Below are 23,943 nucleotides of genomic sequence, written 5' to 3'. Positions count from 1 at the left end.
AACTCAATTCTCGGCGTCTTTTAACGGATCATAGGCCGGATTGTCCGGGCCGTGATCATATAACCGGCTCCCGAGATACTGCCTTAAACCATATCGCACAAGCACACCGATCACAGCGGCCACCGGCACGGCCAGCATCACACCGAGCAATCCGAAAACCGCCCCCCCGGCCAGCAAGGCAAACATCACCCAGACCGCATGCAGACCAACCTTGTCGCCGACCAGCTTCGGCGTCAGGAAATTGCCTTCCATCAACTGCCCCGCCCCGAACACAAGGGCCACCAGCGCCAGATCGACACTGACCCCGAATTGTGCAAGCGCGACCCCCATTCCGACGGCAAAACCGGCAATCATCCCGACATAGGGCACAAAGGATACAAGCCCGGTCATCAAGCCGATGACAAAGCCGAATTCCAGCCCCACAAGGCTTAGTCCAATCGCGTAGAAAAGCCCCAGCAGCATGCAGACCGTCGATTGCCCACGTACAAAGCCCGCCAGGGTTTCATCGATTTCGCGCGCGCACTGTCGGATATCCTTTGCCGAACGGCGCGGCAGATAGCCATCGACCTTGGCAACGATCTTGTCCCAGTCGCGCAAAAGGTAAAATGCCACAACCGGGGTAATGAACAGCAAACTCAGGAAATTCAGCAACGCCAATCCGCCCGACAACACATTGGTCAGGATATTGCCAACCCACTTGATGGCATTGGCCGTCTGCCCCTTGGCCGAGTCCGATATGTTTTGCAGCGTTTCCGGGGCAACCCGGTCAACGATATGCTGGATATGAGGCAGAATGGTATTGCGCAGCGTATCGATATAGCCCGGCAGCCTTTCAAGGAAACCGGCAAGCTGGTTGCCGATCATCGGCACGATCAGCAACAGGACGAAAATGAAAATCAGGAAAAACAGAACCGTGATGACCGTGGTTGCCAGCGTCCGGTTAAATCCGCGTTCTTCCAACCGGTCGGCCAGCGGATCAAGGAAATAGGCAATTGCCATCCCAGCAACAAACGGCAACAGGATGCTGGAAAACAACCAGATCAGTAGGAAAAAACCGACAATGAAAATCAGCCAGAAACGTGCCTGCTGCCGGATGGTCATGTCCGTTTAACCCCCTTGTTTCGCTGTCATGCTGCCTTGATGATGCCCGCCCCCTCAGATATCTGCGGTACATCCTGCATGATAAAAAGACCGGCGGAATTATCCGCCGATCGACAGGCTTTGCAAACGATCCGAACCGGCTGGCTGGATAAACCAAAGTTCGCCCATCTGGCTCAGGCTTAAATTCTGCTGTGCCAATGCGGTCCGGAACTGATCGATCGAACCGACATAGTCCACCGAAATCTGCACTTCGCGGCGCGACATCGCCACAACCCGGCTGGCACGAACGACGGGCAGTCCGACAATGCGGTCCTCGATCCGGGCCCAGTCATCAAGCCCGGTGATCGGGATGAACACCATCAACTGCCCACCGGTGCCGTAATTGATCAGGTTGGCACGTTTCCACCCGGCAGAAAGCTGATCCTGTACGCCCTTGGCGGCACGTATCAGCGTGTCGTTCAGGCTTTCGCCCGACTGGGTTGTTTCGGTCACGCCAAATACCTGCGGCGCGCCGCCCGTGTCATAGCGCGTCGCGGTCACGTCAACGGTTTCCGATCCGGTTTCACCGCTAACCGAGGCACTGGCGACAACGGCAACATTCGCACCATAGCGCCGCGCAAGTTCGTTAAGGCGTTCCACCGCACCATTTTCCGCCTGCTCGGCCGAAACGGTGCCGATATCCTGCAAATCGCCAATCGGTGCCTTGACCGGCACCAGACCACCCGATGCGAAATTGCGGCTCCAGATATCGCGCCACGGGTTTGGATCATCCCACAGGCTGGTATAACCGCCCGAATGATAGACCGGCACAACGATCACCGGCTTGGATTGCAATTCGGCAAACGGGATATCGCGGAAACGCAGATAGTTGCGCAGTTCGGTTTCCTTGAACCGCACCGTCATGTCCGCGATATAGCGCACCGAAGATGTTTTCTCGTTCGACACCCCGAAATCGCGCACCATGTTATTGATATCGGCCTGGCTGGGGCTGCCAATTCCCGCGCGGTCTTCGGGCAATGTCAGGCGCGCGACAACCTCTTCGAAGGCCTTGCGCTGCCCGATGGCAAGGGCCTGATCACGTGCGGCTGCGGCGGTTTCTGCGCTTTCGTCAACATGCACGCCCGATACCGAAAAGATATCCTGTGCAAATACCGGAAAGGATAAGGACGCCGAAAGTCCGGCGATCCCCGCCAACAGCCTGAATTTTTTGAGTCTTGTAAGCACGTTTGCCTCTTTGCCCATTTTTTCGATGGTTTGATGCTCTTTGTGGCACGAGTGAAGCATTCTGGAAAGAAAACTCTCCCATGCGCACCTGAGCATTGCATATTGCCCGCGTTTGAGTATTTTCGGCCCAGCGGAAATTATCAAGCCCGCGTTTTTTATCAGTATGACGCTTTTTCTGTGGTTATCGATCTGATTAAAGGCGTCACTATGGCGGTATTTCCCGGGTATCAGGTTCATCCGGCCCCGGAACATCGCGCGAATGACAATTTGAAGTCAGGGCGTACTGATGAAAAACGCGGGGTTTCCCGCTTTGTTTTATCCATGCGCTTAAGCCGAGGATCACCCAATGACCGCCTCCAACGGCCTTACCTATAAGGACTCCGGTGTCGATATCGATGCTGGCAATGCCCTTGTCGATGCAATCAAACCGCTGGCCAAAGCAACCAGCAGAACCGGCGTTACCGGTGGTTTGGGGGGATTCGGCGCTTTGTTCGACCTGAAAGCTGCCGGTTACAATGATCCGGTTCTGGTTTCCTGCACCGACGGTGTTGGCACCAAGCTTAAAGTCGCCTTTCTGGCTGACAAACACGATACCGTCGGCATCGACCTTGTCGCCATGAGCGTCAATGACCTTGTGGTTCAGGGCGCAGAACCGCTTCTGTTCCTTGATTACTTTGCCACCGGCAAACTTGCCGTTGAAAAGGCAACCGATGTTGTTGCCGGCATTGCCGAGGGCTGCAAACAGGCAGGATGCGCGTTGATCGGTGGGGAAACCGCCGAAATGCCGGGCATGTATGCGGACGGTGAATATGATCTGGCCGGTTTTGCGGTCGGTGCGGCGGAACGTGGCGAGTTGCTGGACGGTTCCAACGTTGCCGAGGGCGACGTGATCCTTGGTCTGGCATCAAGCGGTGTTCATTCCAACGGTTATTCGCTGGTGCGCAAGGTTGTTGAACTTGCCGGGCTTGATTACGCCGACGATGCCCCGTTTGCACCGGGCAAAAATGTTGGCGAGGCGCTGCTTGAACCGACCAAAATCTATGTCAAAAGCTGCCTTGCGGCGCATAAGGCCGGTCTGGTCAAGGCGCTGGCGCATATTACCGGCGGTGGTCTGACCGAAAACGTCCCGCGTGTTTTGCCGGAAAACCTGACGGCGGTGTTTGACGCCAGCACTTGGGAATTCCTTCCGATTTTCAAATGGCTGTCCAAACAGGGCGGCATTCCGTCGGTTGAAATGGCGCGTACCTTTAACTGCGGCATTGGCATGTGCGTTGTGGTTCCGGCCGATAAGGCCAATGAGGCCGAAGCATTGCTGCGTGAAAACGGCGAAACCGTCAGCCAGATCGGTGTGATCGGCCCGCGTGCCGGTGATGGCCCGCAGGTCATCATCAAGAACATGGCCGCTGCATGGGAAAAGTAACGCCGCTGAAGCTTGCCGTTCTGGTTTCGGGCGGCGGGTCGAATCTTCAGGCGATCATTGATGCCTGCAAAGCGTCCGATTATCCAGCCGAAATCGTTCTGGTGTTTTCCAACCAGCCTGATGCCGGTGGGCTTGAACGTGCGCGCCGTGCCGGTATCCGGGCCGAAGCCATTTCGCACAAGGGCTTTGAAGGTGGTCGCGAGACCTATGACAGCACGGTCAGCAGCCTGATTGAAGAATCCGGTGCCGATCTGGTGGTTCTGGCAGGTTACCTGCGTCTGGTCAGCGAGAGCTTTGTGACCCGCTGGAAGGGTCGCCTGATCAATATTCACCCGTCCCTTCTGCCGAGCTTCAAGGGCCTGCATGTCCATCAGGCTGCGCTTGATGCCGGGGTAAAATATTCCGGCTGCACGGTGCATTATGTGGTACCCGAGGTTGATTCCGGCCCGATCATTGCGCAGGCCGTGGTGCCGGTCCTGCCCGGTGATGATGCGGGTACGCTCGCACAGCGCATCCTTAAACAGGAACACCGCATCTATCCGCAGGTGATCCGCTGGATCGCCGAAGGCCGGGTTTCGACCGATGATGCCGGGATTGTGACGGTTGCGGATGCCTCCGCCCCCGATTTCGCGCAGATCAATCCGGTGCCTGAACCGAACTGACTGCGCCCGTGGCGGGCGATCCGCAAATGGTTTTAAGGGGTGAACGAAAGTTCACCCCTTTTTCTTTGGGCGGATGTCGACACCTTCAGCAGAAATGCCCGTATCGGCTGTAACAAAACGATCGACTACAAATTATCGTTTACATCTTGCCAAGCTATTGTGGCGACCCAATAATCAATTATGGGTTTTCACTAATTATAACTCTCAAGCGTATCAGAAACGTCACCTTGTCGGATGCTGCCGAACCGCTCCGGCTTAATCAGCAAGAGCAAATCGAACTGCCAGGAACTCCTGAAGCTGCAATCCCGCCATCAGGGCAACAGTTTCCGAACAATGCAGGTGGAAACCTTAAGTCTCCCAATGGGAGCACGAGCACAGGGAGGCTTTGCCGCCACCCGTTTTAACGGACTGAAGGGAGCTATACAGCTATGCAACCGAAAATCATAGCGGGCCTGATGGCCGCAGGACTTGCCTGCGCTGCCTTGCCGGGCTTGGCATTCGCACAAAATGCGCAAAAGCCGAATATCCTGTTCATTGTTTCGGACGACACCGGTTATGGCGATACCGGTCCGTATCTGGGCGGCGAGGCCCGCGGTATGCCGACCCCCAATATCGACAAACTGGCCGAAGAAGGCATGATGTTCACATCCTTCTATGCCCAGCCAAGCTGCACACCGGGCCGTGCAGCCATGCAGACCGGCCGCATTCCGAACCGTTCGGGCATGACGACGGTGGCCTTTCAGGGACAGGGCGGCGGCCTTCCGGCAGCCGAATGGACTCTTGCCTCGGTTCTGAAAACCGGTGGCTATGATACCTATTTCACCGGCAAGTGGCATCTGGGTGAAGAGGATTACGCCCTTCCCAATGCCCAGGGCTATGACGTGATGAAATATGTCGGCCTGTACCACCTCAATGCCTATACCTATGCCGATCCGACCTGGTTCCCCGACATGCCCGATGACCTTCGCCAGATGTTCATTGATGTCACCAAGGGATCACTTTCCGGCAAGGCCGGTGAAAAACCGACCGAAGATTTCAAAATCAACGGCCAGTATGTCGACACCCCGGACAAAGGTGTCGTCGGTATTCCCTATTTTGACGGCTATGTTGAAAAAGCCACTGTCGAGTTCCTTGAAGAAGCGGCAAAGAAACCCGACACGCCTTTCTTCATCAATGTCAACTTCATGAAGCTGCATCAACCCAACATGCCGCATCCCGATTTCGAACATAAATCGATTTCGAAATCCAAATATGCGGATTCCGTTGTTGAACTTGACACGCGCATCGGCAACATCGTCAACAAGCTCGACGAGCTGGGACTGAAAGACAACACCATCGTCTTCTGGACCACCGATAACGGCGCATGGCAGGACGTTTACCCGGATGCGGGTTATACGCCGTTCCGTGGCACCAAAGGTACCGTTCGTGAAGGCGGCAACCGCGTCCCGGCGATTGTTCGCTGGCCCGGCCATGTCGAGCCTGACACCAAAAGTGCGGCGGTTGTCGGCGGCCTTGATCTGATGGCAACCTTTGCATCCGTCGCCGGTATCGAACTGCCGAAAGAAGACCGGGAAGGCGAGCCGATCATCTTTGACAGTTACGATATGACCCCGGTCTGGGAAGGTAGCGGTGAGTCGGAACGTGAAGCATGGTTCTATTTCACCGAAAACGAACTGACCCCGGGTGCCGCCCGTGTCGGTCACTATAAGGCCGTCTTCAACCTGCGGGGTGATAACGGTGCCGCCACTGGTGGGCTGGCCGTTGATTCAAACCTCGGCTGGAAAGGCCCGGAAAGCTATGTCGCTGCGGTTCCGCAGATCTTTGACATCCTGCAAGATCCGCAGGAACGCTACGACATCTTCATGAACAACTACACCGAACGCACCTGGTATCTTCCGGTGATCAACCAGGAAGTCGCGGATTTGATGAAAACCTATATCAAGTACCCGCCGCGCAAGGCACAAAGCGAAGTCTATACCGGCCCGATCACGCTTAGCCAGTATCAACGCTTCAGCTATGTACGCGATGCCCTGAAGAACGAAGGCTTCAATATCGGCCTGCCAAGCGGAAACTGATCCCGCAAACCCGAATGTCCGCCCCGTTGCAAAGCGGGGCGGACGTCTCCGTGAAAAATTGTTCCTGAAAGGGCTTATCCCATGTGGTTCAAGTCAGTCTTTCATGTGCTCGGGGTCTGCCTCGTCACCGCCTGCATGTCCGTTACCGGTGCGATGGCACAATCCGATCCGCTTCCTTCGTGGAATGAGGGCGCACCAAAGCAGGCAATTGTTGATTTCGTGACGGCCGTAACCACCGAGGGTGGCCCGGACTACGTCGCCCCAACCGACCGGATTGCAACGTTTGACAATGACGGCACGCTCTGGAGCGAGCAGCCCATGTATGTGCAGCTTGCCTTTGCGCTTGATCGCATCAAACAGATGGCGCCCGATCACCCCGAATGGAAGGACAAGGAGCCCTATAAATCGGTCCTTGCCGGGGACCTGAAGGGGCTTGCCGCAACCGGTGAAAAGGGCGTGGTCGAACTGGTTGCCGTCACCCATGCCGGGATGACCAGCGATGAATTCACGAAAATCGCAACCGACTGGATCGCGACTGCAAAGCACCCCAAAACCGGCAGACTTTATACCGATATGGTCTATCAGCCGATGCTTGAACTGGTTGATTATCTTCATAGCAACGATTTCAGGGTCTTCATCGTTTCGGGCGGCGGTATCGAGTTCATGCGCCCCTGGACGGAAAAGGTTTACGGCATTCCGACGGAACGGGTCGTCGGTTCCTCGATCAAAACCGAATACAAGGTTGTCGACGGTAAACCGGTCATAAACCGTCTGGCAGCCGTCGACTTTGTCGATGACAAGGAAGGCAAGCCTATTGGCATTCTGGGCCATATCGGCAAACGCCCGATTGCCGCCTTTGGCAATTCGGACGGCGATTTCCAGATGCTGCAATGGGCGACGTCCGGGGACGGAAAACGGTTTGGCCTTATTGTCCATCATGATGATGGCGACCGCGAAGTTGCCTATGATCGCAAATCGGTATTTGGCAAACTCGACAAGGCTCTGGACGAGGGGCCCGGACTGGGCTGGACAATCGTCAGCATGAAAAACGACTGGAAACAGGTCTATCCCGGCCAGTAAGCTGCGACAGGGAAACCCCGTCCGCCCCGCAATCATCGGAAACGGCCAGAAATGCCGGTCCGAAAGCATATCCGTTGGGAGCATACCCGTTGAATAGACTCTATGCAGGTTCTGCGCTGGCTGCTGTGTGCATACTGGGTGCGGCAGCCATCTGGTTTTTCGGCAAGGACGACAGTTTTGTGCGCCTTGACGGTGGCACCTTCAGGATGGGATCGGATCGCCATTATCAGGAAGAACGCGCCGCCCATCAGGTAACGGTCGGCGCGTTCCAAATCAAAAAGACCGAGGTGACAAACGCCGAATTCGCCGAATTTGTCGCCGAAACAAATTACGTCACCACCGCCGAGAACGACCTTGATCCGCAAAAATATCCGGGTGTGCCCGCCTATCTGCTAAAGGCCGGCTCCATGGTCTTTGCCCAGCCGCCAAACCCGGTCGACAGCCGCGATTTTCGCAAATGGTGGCGTTACGTGGCCGGGGCAAACTGGCGGCATCCGCTTGGCCCCGAAAGCACGATTGACGGCATGGAAAACCATCCCGTGGTTCAGATATCCCCCGAAGACGCGGCGGCCTATGCCAAATGGGCCGGTGGTCGCCTTCCGACCGAAGCGGAATGGGAATTTGCCGCGCGCGGCGGTTTGGATGGCAACGAATATACCTGGGGCGAAGGATACGATCCGTCGCAAGGCTGGAAAGCCAACACCTGGCAGGGTGAATTTCCGAGTACCGATACCAAGGATGATGGCTATCACGGGACCGCCCCGGTCGGATCATTCGCCCCCAATGCCTATGGTCTTTTTGATATGGCGGGCAATGTCTGGGAACATGTGTCTGACTGGTGGGTACCGTTCCACCCCGCCGGAACGCAAGACAACCCGCAGGGTCCGCCCAAGGCGATTGCCGCCACCTTTGCCGATCCTTCTGTTGGCCCGATGCATGTGGTAAAGGGTGGGTCGTGGCTTTGCGCCCCGTCCTATTGCCTGCGATACCGTCCTGCCGCCCGCCAGCAGGCCGAAACCAGCCTTGCGACCAATCACGTCGGTTTCAGAATTGTCAAAGATGTCAGCCCGTAACCCGATATTGCACCCACAGCCATAATGCCTCCGCAATCTGCTGCGCCAATGGCGCGCCCGACCACAACAACAAAGACAGACGAAAATGCGGATTGCCGTCCTTGACCCTGCCCTGGTGCCTATCGTGGCCCTTGTTCTGGCAGTGATTGCCATTCCCGCCCCGCTTCTTGCGAACGAGGCCCCGCCTGCACCGGCAAACTGGCGCGAAACGAAATGTGCGATGTATACCGATATCCGCGCCGAGGTTCTGAAATCGATCCCGCGCGAGGATATCGGGGCCGACTTTATCAAAGCCGAAGAAGACTATATCTCGGGCGGATGCCGGGGCCGCGCCTATGCCTGCCCGAAAACCGAAACGCAGCTTCAATATGCCAACGCGGTTTCGCTGCGCGTCATGAGCGGCGGCCTTTCGGGAACGTTCCTTCCCTATGGCTGTCCGGGCGGGCCAAAAACACCCGCCCCACAATAAGCCGATAATTAGCCAAATGGATGATATTGCCGGTTAATCTGCGTCTTGCGCTGCAACAACTTCACGTCTATACACTGGAGTAATTCCAAACGCAGGAGGCTAATTTGCAGGGTAACGACTACGAACTGACCAAGACCCACGTTGATATCTATAACGGCTTTACCGTCTTTATGAAGTGGGGCACCCTTTCAGTGATCGGTCTGCTGATCGTGATGGCGATTTTCCTGCTCTGATCGGCCTGATCGCGGAACAAAAATGCAAAGCTGCCGAAACCGGCAGCTTTTTTCTTGGCCACGAACAAACCTTATGCGTTATTTTCACCATCCAAATTCACCCCTGAAATGTGTTACGATGCTTTTGGTGTTTCCCGCAAAGGGTTACGCCACACCTGTAACAAGTCAGGGAGGAAACGATGCAAGGAAGCGACTATGATGCCGAACTGGTCCAGGTCCACGAAAATGGCTGGCACGGTTTTATCAAGTTCATCATCTGGAACATTATTTCGATTGTCGTCCTTCTGGTCCTGTTGGCGGCATTCCTGATCTGATCATCGGCATATTTCAGGCATAAAAAAACGCCCCGCATCTAGCGGGGCGTTCCTTATCCGGCGAACCGGAAACCGTATCTCTGATCGCTTAGCCGACGATGTCGGAAGCGACAGCCTTAACCGACGATGTCGGTCTGGGCGAAGAAATAGGAAATTTCGATTGCAGCATTTTCAAGCGAGTCCGAACCATGGACCGAGTTCGCTTCGATGGATTCTGCAAACTGTTTGCGAATGGTGCCTTCCTCGGCATTGGCCGGGTTGGTCGCACCCATTACTTCGCGGTATTTGGCAACGGCGTTTTCGCCTTCCAGAGCCTGGACGACGACCGGGCCGGAAACCATGAAGTCTACCAGTTCACCAAAGAACGAACGTTCTTTGTGAACAGCGTAGAAGCCTTCAGCCTGTGCACGGGTCAGAGCGACACGCTTCTGCGCGACGATGCGAAGGCCTGCGTCTTCGATGACGGCATTGATTTTGCCAGTCAGGTTGCGGCGCGTTGCGTCCGGCTTGATGATCGAAAGAGTGCGTTCGATAGCCATTGGTTTCACCTAGCTACTTGTAAAAATTCGTTACCCCCAAGAAGGGACTGCGGAAGATAAAAAAGCCGACGACAAGGCTTCCTTATCATCCGCAGACCCTAAGGTTGGCGCTATATAAACGCCCTTGGATCGCAACGCAACACATAGTTCTGCCCGCGCAATTCAGACCTGCACCCCTTGCATCAACGGTTGAACACACCCCGAAAGCCGCCAAATCCCGTGAAACTGCGCCCCTTGCCGCCACGCGATGCTTCGATATTACCCCGTTCCTCCTGTGATCGACCACTCATGACAGTTTCAAGAATCCTTGCGTCACGGCCGTCCCTGCCCTATTGAAAGCACAGATTTTCAAACGATTCCCGAACGCGGACCCGAAATGCTGCAAATTACCGATCTGACCTACCGCATTGGCGGCCGTATGATCCTTGATCACGTGACCCTGACCGTGCCCGACGGGCACAAACTGGGCCTGATCGGACGCAACGGGGCCGGCAAATCCACGCTTCTGAAACTGATTTCGGGCGAAATCGCATCCGATGGTGGCGATGTATCGATTTCAAACCGCACCCGCATGGGCGTTGTATCGCAGGAAGCCCCCGCCGGTTCGCGATCCCTGCTTGATACGGTTCTGGCCGCCGATACGGAACGCGCCGCCCTTCTGCACGAAGCCGAAACCGTCACCGACCCGAACCGGATTGGCGATATCTATACCCGCCTTGCCGATATCGATGCCCACACCGCCGAGGCGCGCGCGGCATCCATCCTGTCAGGTCTTGGCTTTGATGCCGAAGCCCAGCAACGCCCGTGTGATGATTTTTCCGGTGGCTGGCGCATGCGTGTCGCCCTGGCGGCGACCCTGTTCCTGCGGCCTGATCTGCTGCTGCTCGACGAGCCGACCAACCACCTTGATCTTGAAGCCACCATCTGGCTTGAAAACTATCTGATCAATTATCCCGGCACGATCATCCTGATCAGTCACGACCGCGATCTTCTGAACCGCGTTGTCAAACATATTGCCCATCTGACCGATGGCAAGGTCACGATGTATGGCGGCAATTACGACAAATTTGCCAAGACACGCCGCGAACAGCTTGAACTGGCGTCAAAGCATTACGAAAAACAGATCGCCCAGCAAAAGCATCTGCAATCCTTCATCGACCGCTTCCGCGCCAAGGCCAGCAAGGCCAAGCAGGCGCAAAGCCGTATCAAGATGCTGGAAAAAATGGGTCCGGCCATTCCGGTGGTCGAAGATCGCGGCATTTCGTTCGACTTCCCGAGCCCCAAGGAACTGCCCCCGCCCCTGATCAATATTCATGGCGGCGATGTGGGCTATGCCGAAGGCAAACCGGTCTTGCGCAATATCAGCCTGCGCATCGATATGGATGACCGCATCGCGCTTCTGGGGGCGAACGGTAACGGTAAATCGACACTGGCCAAGCTGCTTGCCAATCGGCTTGAACTGATGGCGGGCGAAAAACATTCATCAAACAAACTGCGCATCGGTTACTTCGCACAGCACCAGACCGATGAACTGCGCCCCGATGAAACACCCTATCAGCATATGGCATCCCTGATGCCCGATGTGATCGAACACAAGGTCCGCGCCCAGCTTGGACGCTTTGCGTTTGAGGGCCAGAAAGGCGACACCAAGGTCAAGGACCTTTCGGGTGGGGAAAAGGCGCGCCTGCTGTTTGCGCTGATGACGCTTGATGCGCCGCATATGCTGATCCTTGACGAACCGACCAACCACCTTGATATCGACAGCCGCGATGCGCTGAACCATGCGCTTAACGCCTATGAAGGTGCGGTGATCATCATCAGCCACGATCCCTATCTGATCGAAGCCTGTGCCGATCGACTGATTCTGGTGGCCGATGGTACGGTCAATGCCTTTGACGGCGACGTCGCCGAATATCGCCAGTATCTGCTGAACCGGGCGCGTGATGAACGCCGCGCGGACAAGGCAGAGGCCAACGAAAACGGCGAACCGGCACGGCCAGAGGACAAAGGCAACCGCAAGGCGCTCCGTCAACAGGCCGCCGAAAAGCGCAAGGCCGCAGCCCCCATCAAGCGCGAGATCGAAAATCTTGAAAAGCAGATGGAAAAGCTGAGCGCGCGCCGCGACAAAATCAAGGAAGAAATGGCCGACCCGGCGCTTTACGAGCCCGATAACGCCACCAAACTGACCACCTTGCAAAAAGACCTCGGCAAGATCGAAAACGAACTGGCCGAGATCGAAACCCGCTGGATGGAAAAGCAGGAAGAATACGAACAGAAGGTGGCGTAGCCGCCGCCTTCTGGCGTCTCCCCTGTTTTGACGTCAATCCCGCCCCGCTGCCATCAAGTCGCCGAATTCTCCCCGCAGCTTTTCCCAAGGGCAAAGCAAACAATGCGGGAGACGGACCATGGTTGAACTCATCTATGGGACCGACGGCGCAGATGTGCTTGTCGGAACAGAGCAGGACGATCATATTTTTGGGCGCGCGGGCAGTGATTATATCCGCGGGCTTGGCGGCAATGACCGCTTCTATGAGATCGGACCGGGGGACGATACGCTTGATGGCGGTGCCGGTCATGATCATTTTCGTGCAAGTATCGGTGACGACACGCTGCTTGGCGGGTCGGGCAATGACAAACTTGATGGCGGTCCGGGGGCAGATGTCATTGATGGCGGCTCCGGCCGCGATGAAATTCGATTTTCCTATTCAAATGACTCGGCCAAGGAAGGCGTCATCGTCAATCTTGCCACTGGCATTGGTGTGGGCGGCGATGCGGATGGCGACCGCTATTTCAATATCGAAGACATCCGTGATTCACGCTATGGCGACATTCTGATCGGCGATGACGGCAACAACGCCTTTTTCCAAACTGGTGCTGGCGACGGCGATGTGATGAATGGCGGCGGCGGCGATGACACTTTCTATGCCGCATATGGCTCTGCTTTTTCTGAGGAACAGACAAGCATTTTCATCGGCGGCGAAGGGTCTGACACCATCAGCTACATCGCCGGTTGGGGCAATGATGCGCCCTATGGTGAATATGGTCCGCAACCGGTGATCAATCTTGAAACCGGATCGGGGCGCACCGGCGATCATTTCGTCAGTATCGAAAATGTCGATGGCAGCAATCAAAGCGACCTGATCATCGGCGATGATAACGATAACCGCCTGATCGGTAACAAGGGCGGCGATACCATCTATGGCCGCGATGGCGACGATTTCATTGTTGGCGAAAACATCCATGGCGAAGCCGGAAATGATACGCTCACCGGCGAATGGTATGATGTCTCGCTTTATGGCGGCGACGGCCATGACACGCTTGATGCCGGCCCCATAGCCCATGAAGTTTTCTCCGACAACATCCTTTCGGGTGGTGGCGGCAATGACTGGCTTCAGGGCAATGTCGGCAACGATACTTTCGTCTTCGACGCCGAAGCCTCCAGCCGGGATCGGGTGGTTGATTTCGAAAGCGGCAATGATGGCGATACCCTGCTTCTCACCGCGGATCTTCAGGCAAGGTCCGGCATCACCGATTTCGACAGCCTGCTGGATCACGCCACTGAAACCGACGGCGGCGATCTTTACATCGATTTCAGCAATGGCGATCCATGGACCTTTGGCGTGATTGTCGAGGACACGGCAAAGGCCGACCTGACCCCGGACAATGTCATGTTCGCCGAGGTCTGAGGCGTTGAGCAAAAGACGGCGGCGGATATTTGAAAACCGCCGTCGTCCCTTTACGCCACTATCGCCAGAATGTATAAATCCACCACACCACAACAACCTGAAATAAACGTCCGCCCCCATGAGCAATGCCAGCGCGCCAAAGCTGCTTTCAAGCACCAACCCGCAAATCCCCAAGGGTGACGGCAACGAACCGGTGCAGGCCTATATCGCCGCAATGCCTGACTGGAAAAGCGCGATCGGGCGGCGCATCGATGCCCTTATCGAGCAGGTCTTTCCCACTGTCCGCAAGGCCGTCAAATGGAATACGCCGCTTTATGGCAAGGAAGACGGCTGGTTTCTGGCGATGTATTGCTACAAAAAATACGTCCAGATTACCTTCATGCAGGGCACGTCCCTGACCCCGGTGCCGCCGGTTACCTCCAAGGTCGAAGGCATCCGCTACCTCAATATCCACGAGGATGATCAGCTCGACGAAGCCCAACTCGCCGACTGGATCACGCAGGCCAGCGGGTTACCGGGGAAAAAGCTGTAATAGAACAGCCTCTCCGCCGGAAAAATGCCTTATCAACATCCGCGGCAAGAAGGGCTATGGATTTGGCCTCGCTTTCGAAAGTCGTCCGCGCGTGAAGACCCAGACCAGCAACGCACTTGCGCTGAATGCTGCGCCCAGCATCGAAACACCAGACCACCCGGCAGATGCATATATAGCGGTCGAAGCAATCGCACCACCCGCACTGCCAGTGGAATAGAACACCATATAGCCACCGACAAGACGGCTACGTGCAGCCGGATACAAATCAAATATTATACTTTGATTGGTGACATGGACCGCCTGTACCGCGACATCAAGCAGAACGACCCCGATGAGTAATGCCGTGATCGAGAGCGGCAAAAGCGCAATAAGGCCCCAGGATAACAGAAGAAGTATAAGCGAGAATCCAGTAGTCCATTGTCCAAAACCACGATCAACAAATCGCCCCGCACCAGTAGCGGCAAAAGCCCCTGCCATTCCGACAAGACCAATAAGACCGATCTGGGTATGGGAATAAGAGAACGGCGGTGCACTTAACGGCAATACGAGCGCTGTCCAGAAGGTACTGAACGCTGCAAAGATCAGCAGGGCGAAAATGCCACGAACAAGTAATATCTGATCCCGTAAAAACAAGCTGGGAACGGACTTGAGAGTGGCAAGATAACTGTCGCCACTGCTTGGCGAAACCTGCCGTGGCAGGACGCGCATTAGCGCGCCGACCATGACGAGCGTGAGCACAGCCGAAGCCATATAAACAGCTCGCCAACCGCCCCAATCGGCAAGCAACCCGGCGATGAAACGGGCACCAAGGATACCCGTCACCACCCCGCTCGTCACCATGCCGACCGCCTTGCCCCTCTCGGTGGGCGTCGCCATCGTCGCAGCAAAGGCAACCAGCACCTGAACCACAACCGCCAGCAATCCTATTGCCGCCATACCGGTAAACAGAACCGCTTCCGTTCTGGCTGTTGCGACAAATACCAGCGCCACCGCCGACAGAATACCCTGACCAACGATCAGACGACGACGATCAACGATATCACCAAGCGGAACAATAAAAATCAGCCCGATGCCGTAACCAATCTGTGTAAGCGTTATCACCAGACCAATCACGGCGGGCGAAATGCCAAAGTCCTGTGCGATAGAATCGAGTAACGGCTGAGCGAAATAGATATTCGCGACGCTCAGTCCGGCAGCAACTGCAAAAATCAGCGCCGTGATCTTTGGCAATCCGCAAGCCGTCTGGCGCTCTGCCTGAGGTTTGTATTCTTGATGCATGTCGAAAATGATCCAGTTTATGAAACGCAATCTGGTTTCATAATAAGACCATTTGTATTTTTGCATTTCTAGTTCTATTTTAGAACCAGGCTTAACGACAAATTGGAAGAACGATGGTGAAGCGAGTTAGCCTCTACAATGCTGTTTGTCCGGTTGCAAGAGCACTTGACGTCATTGGAGACTGGTGGTCGCTCCTGATCATCCGCGATGCCTTCAACGGCACCCGACGCTACACCGAATTTCAGACCGGCCTCGGCATTGCCAAAGGCATGCTGGCAACACGTCTCCGCGTGCTGACCGAACGGGGCATTCTGGAAACTGCCCCCGCGTCGGACGGTTCGGCCTATCGCGAATATGTCCTGACAGAAAAAGGGAGCAATCTGTTTCTTGTCATTGTCGCACTGCGCCAATGGGGAGAGGACTATCTCTATCGCAAGGGCGAGGCACGATCTTCACTGGTCGAGACCGAAACAGGCTCTCCGGTCCCCCGACTGGAATTACGAGCGAAGAACGGTCGCTCTCTGGACTGGAGCAACACGCGCGTCAAAGAAGCCAATGACAACTGATAAAAAGAATTCGGGTACAACCTGCCGCACTCTCCACCTTCCTGACATGAGCCTGTCAGGAGCGCCCTGCTAGTTTATCCCTGCCGATCAAGCCGTTCGGCGGATAAATTACGAGCGCCCCATGACATATGCTGAAAATCTCTGGCTGTTCTTTGTTCTGCTGTCGGGCATTATCATTGTGCCCGGCATGGATATGTTTTTCGTTATTGCCAATTCCCTGACTGGCGGCAAACGTGCCGGGTTATCGGCCACCGCCGGGATCATGCTGGGCGGGGTGTATCACACGTTGCTGGGTGCCATCGGCATCAGCGCCCTTCTGGCCATTGCGCCCTGGCTTTTGAATGTCATGCTGTTTGCCGGGGCGGCCTATATGGTCTGGATCGGCATCACGCTGTTGCGCAGCGCCATCACGGTTGATCGCATCCGGGCGGCCAAGGATGCGTCGCTTTGGATCGCGTTTCGTCAAGGCATGATCACCTGCATGCTCAATCCCAAGGCATATCTGTTCATTTTCGCGGTCTATCCGCAATTCATCCGCCCGCATTACGGGCCGCTTTGGTCGCAGGCGCTTGTCATGGGGATCATGACGGCCGCCGTACAGCTTGCGGTTTATGGCGCGCTGGCCCTTGCGGCCGGGACCAGCCGCAACCTGATTACTGGCAATCCTGTGGCAACGATTTTCATCGGGCGGACGGCGGGTTTGCTGTTTATTGGTGTTGCCCTTCTGACCGCGTGGCAGGGCATGGCGACAACCGGGATCAACTTTTGATTGACAGGGCGGTGTGGCCTGATCAATACTTAACCTCATGGTTAAGTATCAAGAAGCCGAACTGAACGACATCTTTGCCGCCCTTGCCGATCCAACCCGCCGTGCGCTTCTGGCGCGGCTGGAGACGGAAGAAAACCTGTCGGTCAGTGAACTGGCGCGACCGTTTCACGTTTCATTGCCTGCGGTGATGAAACATCTGGATGTTCTGTCCGATGCCGGGCTGATTGCGCGGCAAAAAACCGGACGTACGGTCAATGTGCGCCTGAATGCCGAACCGATGGAGCACGCCATGGAATGGCTGGCCCGCTATCAGCGTTTCTGGTCGCATAAACTCGATCAGCTTGCCGCGTTCCTTGAAGAAGAAGACACCATCCCCGAACGGGGAAAAGACGAAATAACGGACTAGGGAAAAGACGTATGTCTGAAACGATAAGTCAAAAACCGAGCCTGACGATCCGGCGCCGGATTGTCGCCCCACCGGCAAAGGTTTACGCCGCATGGATTGAACCCGAAAAACTCGCCAGATGGTGGGGACCTGCGGGATGCGAAATGATTGATGCCACAATCGACGCCCGGACCGGCGGCACCTTTCGCATCCGGTTCAAGGAATCAGGCCCCGAGGGTGAAATCCACGATGTCAGCGGCACCTATGACGCGGTGGAACCCGATGCAAAGCTATCATTCAGTTGGCAATGGATCACCATGCCCGAACGCAAATCGCACGTGACCCTGACCTTTATGGCCGAGGATCACGGGGCGGCCACCATTCTGATCCTCCATCACACGCAGTTCTTTGACGAGCGTGCGCGTGATGGCCATCAGGAAGGATGGAGCAGCGCGCTCGACAAGCTGGAAGTCTGTTGCACTTCGGAATGATTTTGCCCCGATTTCCGTCTTGACCTCAACCACGGTTAAGGTCGCAACATCGCCCCGAATGAATACCGCAGAATAAACACCGCGATGCCCCAATTTATCGCGGCCTGCGCCACCACAAGAAATACAGGAAACACGAGACATGAGCGCCCCGACACGTCCCGATGCCCCCCTTGCGTCACCCGCCACGTCACCCGCCAAGTCACCGGCCATCGATAACAAGGCCACCCGCCGCGAATGGATTGGCCTTCTGGTTCTGGCCCTGCCCTGCCTTCTGATCGCGATGGATATGACGGTTCTGCACCTTGCCGTGCCGCATCTGACCGCAAGCCTTAATCCGACAAGCGACCAGTTGCTCTGGATTGTCGATATCTATGGCTTTTTCATTGCCGGATCGCTGATCACCATGGGCACCCTTGGCGACCGGATCGGACGGCGCAAGCTGTTGATGATCGGCGGTGGCTGCTTTGGCGCGGCGTCCGTGCTGGCGGCCTTTTCCGATACGCCGGAAATGCTGATCTTTGCCCGTGGCGTGCTGGGTATTGCCGGGGCAACATTGATGCCCTCTACCCTGTCGCTGATCCGATCCATGTTCCACAATGACAAGGAACGTTCCTTTGCCATTGCCGCATGGATGACGACCTTTATGGTCGGCACCGCCGCCGGGCCGCTTCTGGGCGGGCTTGTTCTCAGCTATTTCTGGTGGGGGGCTGTTTTCCTGCTCAATGTGCCGGTGATGGTGCTTTTACTGATTGTCGCCCCGATCCTTCTGCCCGAACACAAGGCAGAGAGCTTTGGCCGGCTTGACCTGTTCAGTGCTGCCCTGTCGCTTGGCTCGGTTCTGGCGATCATTTACGGGGTCAAGGTCATTGCCGCCTATGGCTTTGGCAGTGATGCGTTTGCCGCACTCGTGTTTGGCCTGCTTGGTGCATGGATTTTCATCCGCCGGCAGCGCAAGCTTGCCGATCCGCTGCTTGATCTTGATCTGCTTAAACAGAAAACCATCTCTTTGCCGATTGTGATCCAGACCGCAGTGATCTTTGCCGGGATGGCCTATTTCCTGTTCCTGTCGCAAGCCTTGCAACTGGTCATCGGGCTTACCCCCATTCAGGCCGGACTTTCGATGCTGCCCGCCACCGTCGCCGGAATTGTCGGCTCGATGGGGGCGCCCGTTCTGATGGGGCGCTTCAAACCCGGGCAGGTCATGACCGGTGCCCTGATCCTGACGGCAATCGGCTTTGGCATGCTGTCCTGGCCGGGCAGTGTTGTCAGCCTTTATGTCCTTGTCGCGGGTGCGACGATCTTCTCGCTTGGGATTACGCCGGTTGCGATGATCTGTACGGATATGGTTGTCGCATCTGCACCTTCGGATCGGGCCGGATCGGCAGCCGCGATGTCGGAAACCAGTGCAGAACTTGGCGGCGCGCTTGGCATTGCCATATTGGGCAGTGTCGGTACCGCGATCTATCGCGATGTGATGGTCAAAGCGGTGCCAGCGGGCGTCGGGGATGAGGCCGCGGATGCCATCCGCAGCACATTGGGCGGAGCCGTCAATGCACTTTCCGATCTTCCGGCGTCAATATCATCTGACATTCTGCCACTTGCACGCGCCGCCTTTACGGATGGCTTACAGGTTATTTCGATTATTTGCACAATTTTGATGGTTTTGTCGGCCATTGGCACCCTGATCGCGTTGCGCGATGCCCGTTGTGACACAAATAACGATGATGGGGCGGAAGGCGCAAAAAGCGATGCTGCGCTTGACCCGGCCCTGAAACAGGCAGCCTGCGCCGCCGGAACTGTGGAGTAGTCACAATGCGAAGTCCGGAACTCCCCCCAAGACTTGAAAGCAAACGTTTCATCCTGCGCGATTTCGCGCCGTCGGACCGGGCGGCCTTTGTCGCCTATCAGATGGATGAACGGTATCGCGCCCTTTACGGCACCGCGGATAATGACCGCACCCGTGCGAGCAGCAGTGCGCTGTTTGATCGGTTCCTGGCATGGCAGGAAGAACGCCCGCGGCGCAATTTCCAGGTCGGGATTTTTGATAAATCGTCCGGCGATCTTCTGGGATGTGTCGGCCTGCGTGGCAAGGACCTGCCGGGAGATAGCGCAATTTTCGGGATCGAGCTGTCACCGAGCCATTGGGGGCGTTACCGCGCCGCCATAGAGGCCAGCACGATGATGATCGCCTTTGGTTTCCGCGAGCTTGATCTTGCGTCGATCATGGGCGTTACGGCAAGCGACAATAAACGGATTGCCCGTCTGGCTGACTGGTTCGGGGCCGAAGTCGTGGCGGAACGCCACGGGTCGGAAAATTCCCCCGAATGGACTACAGAATGCGGCACCGCAAAGGTCGACTGGTCACTTAAACGCACGATTTGGGACCACGGCAGACCCGATGCGTCACGCCGCACCGATGCCGGTAGCGACAATTTTGTCTATGCCAACTGCAATCTTAAAACCGGCACTGCCGCTGAGATGCAAAAACACGCCTGCAAGGGAATGTAAGCCGGGACCGGCCAGAAACCCGACCGGTCCCGACACAAGTTTGAATTGCCCACCGACCTTCCCCGGCACGACTGTCTTTGCATGCCTTCTGATCAGCGCCGCCATCCGATCAACAAGGAGGATATGATGAAACGCCCCGAAATCGTCTCTCGCGCGGAATGGCTTGATGCCCGCAAGGCGCATCTGGAACGGGAAAAGGCACATATGCGCGCCTATGACCGCCTGTGCGAGGAACGCCGGACCCTGCCATGGGTGCGGGTCGACAAGGAGTATGTCTTTGACACGCCGGACGGTGAAAAATCGCTGGCCGATCTGTTTGACGGCCGCAATCAGTTAATCGTCTATCACTTCATGTTTGGACCGGGCTGGAAAGAGGGCTGTGTGGGCTGTTCGTTCCTAGCCGACCATTTTGACGGTGCCAACCTGCATCTCAAACACCATGACGTGACGCTGGTTGCTGCTTCCCGGGCGCCGCTTGCGGAATTTCAGGATTTCAAAAAGCGCATGGGCTGGGACTTCACGTGGGTTTCCTCGGCGGGTTCGGACTTCAATTACGATTTCGATGCGTCCTTCCGCCCCGATGATGTCAAGGCAGGCAAGGCGACCTATAATTACGCGCCCTATACTGGCAAGATGGAAGACCTTCACGGCGAAAGCGTCTTTGTCCGCGATCCCGAAACCGGCGAGATTTTCCACACCTATTCAAGTTATGCCCGTGCCGGTGATGCCCTGATCGGGGCGCACGCCTTCCTCGACATGACACCCTTTGGCCGTAACGAGGACGGGGTCATGGACTGGGTCAAGCTGCATGATCAGTACGAGGATTACAAACCGGTGCATTCCTGCTGTCATTAGCAGGGATTAGCCGAAAGACAATCGGTATATGTCCGCACAAAAAAGCCCGCGCTCTGATCCGAGCGCGGGCTTTACTTGTTTTGAATAATCGCTGCGATTATTCAGAAATTTTGAAAACTGGCAAGACCGAACCTTCATACTTGGTTTCGATGAATTCGCGGATCGAATCATCGTGATAGGACTCAACCAGCGTTTTGACCCATGGAGCGTCTTTGTCCTGGGTGCGGGTGACGATCACGTTGGCATACGGGCTGTCATTGCCTTCGATCGCGATTGAATCCTTGATCGGGTTCAGACCGGCTTCGAGTGCGTAGTTGGTGTTGATCGCCGAGGCATCCAGATCGGCAAGCGAGCGCGGAAGCTGGGCCGCATCAAGTTCGACGAATTTGATGTTTTTCGGGTTTTCGATGACATCAAGCGGGCTGACCGAAAGACCGGCAGCCGGATCAACCTTGATCAGGCCTTCGGACTGCAGCACCAGAAGCGCACGACCGCCATTGGTCGGATCGTTCGGAATGCCGACTTCGGCACCATCTTTAAGCTCGCTCAGATCCTTGATCTTGTCGGAATAGATGCCCATCGGGGTCAGGATGTTATAGCCGACAACCGAAAGGTCATAACCGCGATCCTTGATCTGGTTATCAAGGTAAGGCTTGTGCTGGAAGCTGTTGGCCTGCAGGTCGCCATCATCAAGCGCCTGGTTCGGAATGACATAATCCGAGAAGCTGATGATTTCGATATCAAGGCCCTTTTTGGCCGCGACCTTGACGACCTGTTCCATGACTTCTTCGTGCGCACCCGGGGTGACGCCGATCTTGATTTTCTCGTTCGCCAGCGCCTGACCGGTCAGGGCGGCGGCCAGAACGGCAGCAGCCGTCAGTTTAAGCAGAAACCGCATGGTAAAACTCCTTGTTTACTGTGGTGTTTTGCGGGAATTCAAAGAAGATGAAGAAACAAAAAACAGTGATCAGATATTGCGTTTATCAGCCTTGCGCGCCAGCCAGTCACCCAGGCTTTGCACCATCTGCACCACCACAATCAGGGTGATGACAACCGCCGCCATCACATCGGGGCGGAAACGCTGATAACCGTAACGAATGCCAAGATCGCCAAGCCCGCCAGCACCGACCGCGCCAACCATCGCCGAATAACCGATCAGGGTTACCGCGGTTAAGGTCAGGCCGTGAATGATGCCGGGAAGGGCTTCGGGCAGCAGCACCTTGGTCACCACCTGGAACGGGCGTGCACCCATGGCCTGGGCGGCTTCGACAAGGCCGCCATCAACCTCGCGGATAGCGCCTTCGATGATGCGTGCGATGAACGGAATGGCCGCCACCGTCAGGGGCACAATCGCCGCTGCCGTACCGATGGAGGTCCCCGCCACCAGACGGGTGAACGGAATGATCGCCACGGCCAGAATGATGAAGGGGACGGACCGGGTCGCATTGACGATCGGACCAATGATTTTCTGGAACAGCGGGGCTTCGAACAGTTCGCCGCGCCCGGATGTCGCCAGGATCACCCCGATCGGCAAGCCGAATGTCGTGCCCAGCACAAGGGCCGAAATCACCATCGAAAAGGTTTCAAGCGTTGCCTGAAGCAGGATCGGTGCAAGTGTTGCAAACATGATTAAACCTCCTGCCCGGTATTCGCGTTCGCAGCCGCATTCGGCCGCGCCGGGTAATCAAGGAATTCATCGGCCAGAAGCGATTGCGTCGTGGCGTGGGTCGGATTGGCGAAAATCGCGTCAACCTTGCCTTCCTCGACAATCACGCCGCCATCCATCACCGCCACCCGGTCACAAAGCTGTTTGACCACGGCCATTTCATGAGTGATCACCACCATGGTCAGGCCAAGGCGTTTGTTGATGTCACGCAGCAGGCTGAGAATCTGGCGGGTGGTTTCCGGATCAAGGGCGGATGTGACCTCGTCACACAGAACGACCTTGGGATTGCTTGACAGCGCGCGCGCAATGCCAACGCGCTGTTTCTGACCACCGGAAAGTTCGGCGGGATAACGATCACGTTTGTCTTCAAGCCCGACAAGCGGCAGCAACGGATCAACCGCCGCGGCAATTTCCGCCTTGCTGGCCCCGGCCAGTTCAAGCGGCAGGGCGATATTGTCGTAAACCGTGCGCGATGACAGCAGATTGAAATGCTGGAACACCATGCCAAGCTGACGGCGAAACAGCGGCAGATCGCGTTTTGCCAGTTGCGTCACATCGGTGCCATCAACAATGACACTGCCCGCTGTCGGGACTTCAAGCAGGTTGATGCAGCGAATAAGTGTGGATTTTCCCGCACCAGACCTGCCAATAACCCCAACGATTTCACCGGCTGCGATATCAAGATTGATGCCGTGCAGCGCGGTATGCGCCGGGCTTCCGCGCCGTGCGGGGTAAGTCTTCTGGACGTTCGAGAGCCTGATCATGGATCCCAACCTTTTCCGAACATAAAAAAACCGCCGCGGCTATTCCCGAGGCGGTCGTACATGTCGGAGCGTGCACGCCCTCTCGCTTTAGCCGCATTTTTATCGCGCCCGCAAGCTGAGGAGCAAATCGGCGCGTTCGATATGACATGTATAGCGAACCGAACGCCGTTCATCAATCCCGATGCGCATGCAATTTACGCATGGCTTGCATGAGATTGAAATAATCAACAAGGAATATTTGTATTAATCCCGC

At 56.2% G+C, this 23,943-nt stretch carries 24 protein-coding genes and 1 pseudogene; 18 read left to right on the top strand and 7 right to left on the bottom strand.

Features of this window, described 5'->3' with window-relative positions; genetic code table 11:
- Positions 1 to 3: 3 nt before the first annotated feature.
- Both AUP42_RS14985 and AUP42_RS14980 read right to left on the bottom strand, forming a co-directional pair.
- Positions 4 to 1,101 carry an AI-2E family transporter gene (locus tag AUP42_RS14985; protein ID WP_062952402.1) on the bottom strand — a complete coding sequence of 366 codons (1,098 nt, stop codon included), beginning with the start codon at positions 1,099 to 1,101 and terminating at the stop codon, positions 4 to 6.
- A gap of 99 nt (positions 1,102 to 1,200) precedes the next feature.
- A complete protein-coding gene (locus tag AUP42_RS14980; protein WP_231858305.1) occupies positions 1,201 to 2,325 on the bottom strand; it encodes a DUF2066 domain-containing protein in 1,125 nt (374 codons plus the stop codon).
- Positions 2,326 to 2,671: 346 nt separating this feature from the next.
- On the opposite strand from AUP42_RS14980, the gene purM reads away from it, so the two are divergent.
- The 8 genes from purM to AUP42_RS21225 all read left to right on the top strand — a co-directional run bounded on the left by purM (position 2,672) and on the right by AUP42_RS21225 (position 9,651).
- Positions 2,672 to 3,745 carry a phosphoribosylformylglycinamidine cyclo-ligase gene (gene purM, locus AUP42_RS14975; RefSeq protein ID WP_062952401.1) on the top strand — a complete coding sequence of 358 codons (1,074 nt, stop codon included), beginning with the start codon at positions 2,672 to 2,674 and terminating at the stop codon, positions 3,743 to 3,745.
- Entirely contained in the window at positions 3,733 to 4,407 is a 675-nt protein-coding gene (purN, locus tag AUP42_RS14970; RefSeq protein WP_062952400.1) for a phosphoribosylglycinamide formyltransferase, read from the top strand. The genes purM and purN overlap by 13 nt, the downstream gene beginning before the upstream one ends.
- A gap of 428 nt (positions 4,408 to 4,835) precedes the next feature.
- On the top strand, positions 4,836 to 6,482 hold the full coding sequence (locus tag AUP42_RS14965) for an arylsulfatase (RefSeq protein WP_062952399.1): 1,647 nt from the start codon (positions 4,836 to 4,838) through the stop codon (positions 6,480 to 6,482).
- An 81-nt stretch (positions 6,483 to 6,563) separates the two neighbouring features.
- Positions 6,564 to 7,562: an HAD family hydrolase gene (locus tag AUP42_RS14960; protein WP_062952398.1), complete on the top strand. Its 999-nt coding sequence runs from the start codon at positions 6,564 to 6,566 to the stop codon at positions 7,560 to 7,562.
- An 89-nt stretch (positions 7,563 to 7,651) separates the two neighbouring features.
- Positions 7,652 to 8,635 carry a formylglycine-generating enzyme family protein gene (locus AUP42_RS14955; protein ID WP_197468294.1) on the top strand — a complete coding sequence of 328 codons (984 nt, stop codon included), beginning with the start codon at positions 7,652 to 7,654 and terminating at the stop codon, positions 8,633 to 8,635.
- Between the two features lie 85 nt (positions 8,636 to 8,720).
- Entirely contained in the window at positions 8,721 to 9,104 is a 384-nt protein-coding gene (locus tag AUP42_RS14950; RefSeq protein ID WP_062952397.1) for a hypothetical protein, read from the top strand.
- Positions 9,105 to 9,208: 104 nt separating this feature from the next.
- On the top strand, positions 9,209 to 9,337 hold the full coding sequence (locus AUP42_RS21230; protein ID WP_082824790.1) for an aa3-type cytochrome c oxidase subunit IV: 129 nt from the start codon (positions 9,209 to 9,211) through the stop codon (positions 9,335 to 9,337).
- A gap of 179 nt (positions 9,338 to 9,516) precedes the next feature.
- Entirely contained in the window at positions 9,517 to 9,651 is a 135-nt protein-coding gene (locus AUP42_RS21225) for an aa3-type cytochrome c oxidase subunit IV (protein WP_082824789.1), read from the top strand.
- Positions 9,652 to 9,767: 116 nt separating this feature from the next.
- Here the strand turns inward: AUP42_RS21225 and ndk are convergent, their stop codons facing one another.
- Positions 9,768 to 10,190, bottom strand: a complete 423-nt coding sequence (gene ndk / locus AUP42_RS14945; protein ID WP_007091418.1) for a nucleoside-diphosphate kinase — start codon at positions 10,188 to 10,190, stop codon at positions 9,768 to 9,770.
- A 376-nt stretch (positions 10,191 to 10,566) separates the two neighbouring features.
- Here ndk and AUP42_RS14940 point away from each other — a divergent pair, with 376 nt between their 5' ends.
- The 3 genes from AUP42_RS14940 (at position 10,567) to AUP42_RS14930 (ending at position 14,408) form a co-directional block, all read left to right on the top strand.
- A complete protein-coding gene (locus AUP42_RS14940) occupies positions 10,567 to 12,477 on the top strand; it encodes an ABC-F family ATP-binding cassette domain-containing protein (protein ID WP_062952396.1) in 1,911 nt (636 codons plus the stop codon).
- 118 nt (positions 12,478 to 12,595) lie between these two features.
- Positions 12,596 to 13,876: a calcium-binding protein gene (locus AUP42_RS14935; RefSeq protein WP_062952395.1), complete on the top strand. Its 1,281-nt coding sequence runs from the start codon at positions 12,596 to 12,598 to the stop codon at positions 13,874 to 13,876.
- A gap of 118 nt (positions 13,877 to 13,994) precedes the next feature.
- Entirely contained in the window at positions 13,995 to 14,408 is a 414-nt protein-coding gene (locus AUP42_RS14930) for a DUF1801 domain-containing protein (protein ID WP_062952394.1), read from the top strand.
- A 54-nt stretch (positions 14,409 to 14,462) separates the two neighbouring features.
- Here AUP42_RS14930 and AUP42_RS14925 read toward each other — a convergent pair whose 3' ends face one another.
- A complete protein-coding gene (locus AUP42_RS14925) occupies positions 14,463 to 15,686 on the bottom strand; it encodes an MFS transporter (protein WP_062952526.1) in 1,224 nt (407 codons plus the stop codon).
- A 113-nt stretch (positions 15,687 to 15,799) separates the two neighbouring features.
- On the opposite strand from AUP42_RS14925, the gene AUP42_RS14920 reads away from it, so the two are divergent.
- The 7 genes from AUP42_RS14920 to AUP42_RS14890 all read left to right on the top strand — a co-directional run bounded on the left by AUP42_RS14920 (position 15,800) and on the right by AUP42_RS14890 (position 21,260).
- Positions 15,800 to 16,252 carry a winged helix-turn-helix transcriptional regulator gene (locus tag AUP42_RS14920; protein ID WP_062952393.1) on the top strand — a complete coding sequence of 151 codons (453 nt, stop codon included), beginning with the start codon at positions 15,800 to 15,802 and terminating at the stop codon, positions 16,250 to 16,252.
- A 121-nt stretch (positions 16,253 to 16,373) separates the two neighbouring features.
- Complete coding sequence (locus tag AUP42_RS14915) at positions 16,374 to 17,021, top strand: LysE family translocator (protein WP_062952392.1); 648 nt, start codon at positions 16,374 to 16,376, stop codon at positions 17,019 to 17,021.
- Between the two features lie 37 nt (positions 17,022 to 17,058).
- Complete coding sequence (locus AUP42_RS14910) at positions 17,059 to 17,427, top strand: ArsR/SmtB family transcription factor (RefSeq protein WP_062952391.1); 369 nt, start codon at positions 17,059 to 17,061, stop codon at positions 17,425 to 17,427.
- An 11-nt stretch (positions 17,428 to 17,438) separates the two neighbouring features.
- Positions 17,439 to 17,897: an SRPBCC family protein gene (locus AUP42_RS14905; RefSeq protein ID WP_062952390.1), complete on the top strand. Its 459-nt coding sequence runs from the start codon at positions 17,439 to 17,441 to the stop codon at positions 17,895 to 17,897.
- A gap of 139 nt (positions 17,898 to 18,036) precedes the next feature.
- A complete protein-coding gene (locus tag AUP42_RS14900; RefSeq protein WP_062952389.1) occupies positions 18,037 to 19,704 on the top strand; it encodes an MFS transporter in 1,668 nt (555 codons plus the stop codon).
- 5 nt (positions 19,705 to 19,709) lie between these two features.
- The gene (locus AUP42_RS14895) at positions 19,710 to 20,405 is read left to right on the top strand and encodes a GNAT family N-acetyltransferase (protein ID WP_062952388.1); all 696 of its coding nucleotides are present in this window, start codon (positions 19,710 to 19,712) and stop codon (positions 20,403 to 20,405) included.
- 81 nt (positions 20,406 to 20,486) lie between these two features.
- Positions 20,487 to 21,260, top strand: a complete 774-nt coding sequence (locus AUP42_RS14890; protein ID WP_231858304.1) for a DUF899 domain-containing protein — start codon at positions 20,487 to 20,489, stop codon at positions 21,258 to 21,260.
- 97 nt (positions 21,261 to 21,357) lie between these two features.
- Here AUP42_RS14890 and AUP42_RS14885 read toward each other — a convergent pair whose 3' ends face one another.
- The 3 genes and pseudogenes from AUP42_RS14885 to AUP42_RS14875 form a co-directional block, all read right to left on the bottom strand.
- Positions 21,358 to 22,158: a MetQ/NlpA family ABC transporter substrate-binding protein gene (locus AUP42_RS14885; RefSeq protein WP_156484632.1), complete on the bottom strand. Its 801-nt coding sequence runs from the start codon at positions 22,156 to 22,158 to the stop codon at positions 21,358 to 21,360.
- Between the two features lie 69 nt (positions 22,159 to 22,227).
- Positions 22,228 to 22,887, bottom strand: coding sequence for a methionine ABC transporter permease (locus AUP42_RS14880; protein WP_062952387.1), 660 nt, complete (start codon positions 22,885 to 22,887; stop codon positions 22,228 to 22,230).
- Between the two features lie 74 nt (positions 22,888 to 22,961).
- Positions 22,962 to 23,690 (bottom strand): annotated as a pseudogene (locus AUP42_RS14875) (methionine ABC transporter ATP-binding protein); the annotation flags it as partial.
- Positions 23,691 to 23,943: the final 253 nt, after the last annotated feature.

The sequence above is a fragment of the Thalassospira lucentensis genome (assembly GCF_001613805.1).
GTDB lineage: Bacteria > Pseudomonadota > Alphaproteobacteria > Rhodospirillales > Thalassospiraceae > Thalassospira > Thalassospira lucentensis_A.
The sequence above is the reverse complement of the archived record's forward strand: the minus strand, read 5'-3'. Positions and strand labels throughout refer to the sequence as shown.

Coding starts and splice junctions, on each gene's coding strand:
- AUP42_RS14965 (WP_062952399.1), top strand. CDS start 4,836: ATGCAACCGAAAATCATAGCGGGCCTGATGGCCGCAGGACTTGCCTGC.
- AUP42_RS14890 (WP_231858304.1), top strand. CDS start 20,487: ATGCCTTCTGATCAGCGCCGCCATCCGATCAACAAGGAGGATATGATG.
- AUP42_RS14960 (WP_062952398.1), top strand. CDS start 6,564: ATGTGGTTCAAGTCAGTCTTTCATGTGCTCGGGGTCTGCCTCGTCACC.
- AUP42_RS14900 (WP_062952389.1), top strand. CDS start 18,037: ATGAGCGCCCCGACACGTCCCGATGCCCCCCTTGCGTCACCCGCCACG.
- AUP42_RS14950 (WP_062952397.1), top strand. CDS start 8,721: ATGCGGATTGCCGTCCTTGACCCTGCCCTGGTGCCTATCGTGGCCCTT.
- AUP42_RS14915 (WP_062952392.1), top strand. CDS start 16,374: ATGACATATGCTGAAAATCTCTGGCTGTTCTTTGTTCTGCTGTCGGGC.
- AUP42_RS14985 (WP_062952402.1), bottom strand. CDS start 1,101: ATGACCATCCGGCAGCAGGCACGTTTCTGGCTGATTTTCATTGTCGGT.
- AUP42_RS14895 (WP_062952388.1), top strand. CDS start 19,710: ATGCGAAGTCCGGAACTCCCCCCAAGACTTGAAAGCAAACGTTTCATC.
- AUP42_RS14930 (WP_062952394.1), top strand. CDS start 13,995: ATGAGCAATGCCAGCGCGCCAAAGCTGCTTTCAAGCACCAACCCGCAA.
- AUP42_RS14885 (WP_156484632.1), bottom strand. CDS start 22,158: ATGCGGTTTCTGCTTAAACTGACGGCTGCTGCCGTTCTGGCCGCCGCC.
- purM (WP_062952401.1), top strand. CDS start 2,672: ATGACCGCCTCCAACGGCCTTACCTATAAGGACTCCGGTGTCGATATC.
- AUP42_RS14925 (WP_062952526.1), bottom strand. CDS start 15,686: ATGCATCAAGAATACAAACCTCAGGCAGAGCGCCAGACGGCTTGCGGA.
- AUP42_RS21225 (WP_082824789.1), top strand. CDS start 9,517: ATGCAAGGAAGCGACTATGATGCCGAACTGGTCCAGGTCCACGAAAAT.
- AUP42_RS14910 (WP_062952391.1), top strand. CDS start 17,059: ATGGTTAAGTATCAAGAAGCCGAACTGAACGACATCTTTGCCGCCCTT.
- ndk (WP_007091418.1), bottom strand. CDS start 10,190: ATGGCTATCGAACGCACTCTTTCGATCATCAAGCCGGACGCAACGCGC.
- AUP42_RS14905 (WP_062952390.1), top strand. CDS start 17,439: ATGTCTGAAACGATAAGTCAAAAACCGAGCCTGACGATCCGGCGCCGG.
- AUP42_RS14880 (WP_062952387.1), bottom strand. CDS start 22,887: ATGTTTGCAACACTTGCACCGATCCTGCTTCAGGCAACGCTTGAAACC.
- AUP42_RS14940 (WP_062952396.1), top strand. CDS start 10,567: ATGCTGCAAATTACCGATCTGACCTACCGCATTGGCGGCCGTATGATC.
- AUP42_RS14935 (WP_062952395.1), top strand. CDS start 12,596: ATGGTTGAACTCATCTATGGGACCGACGGCGCAGATGTGCTTGTCGGA.
- purN (WP_062952400.1), top strand. CDS start 3,733: ATGGGAAAAGTAACGCCGCTGAAGCTTGCCGTTCTGGTTTCGGGCGGC.
- AUP42_RS14920 (WP_062952393.1), top strand. CDS start 15,800: ATGGTGAAGCGAGTTAGCCTCTACAATGCTGTTTGTCCGGTTGCAAGA.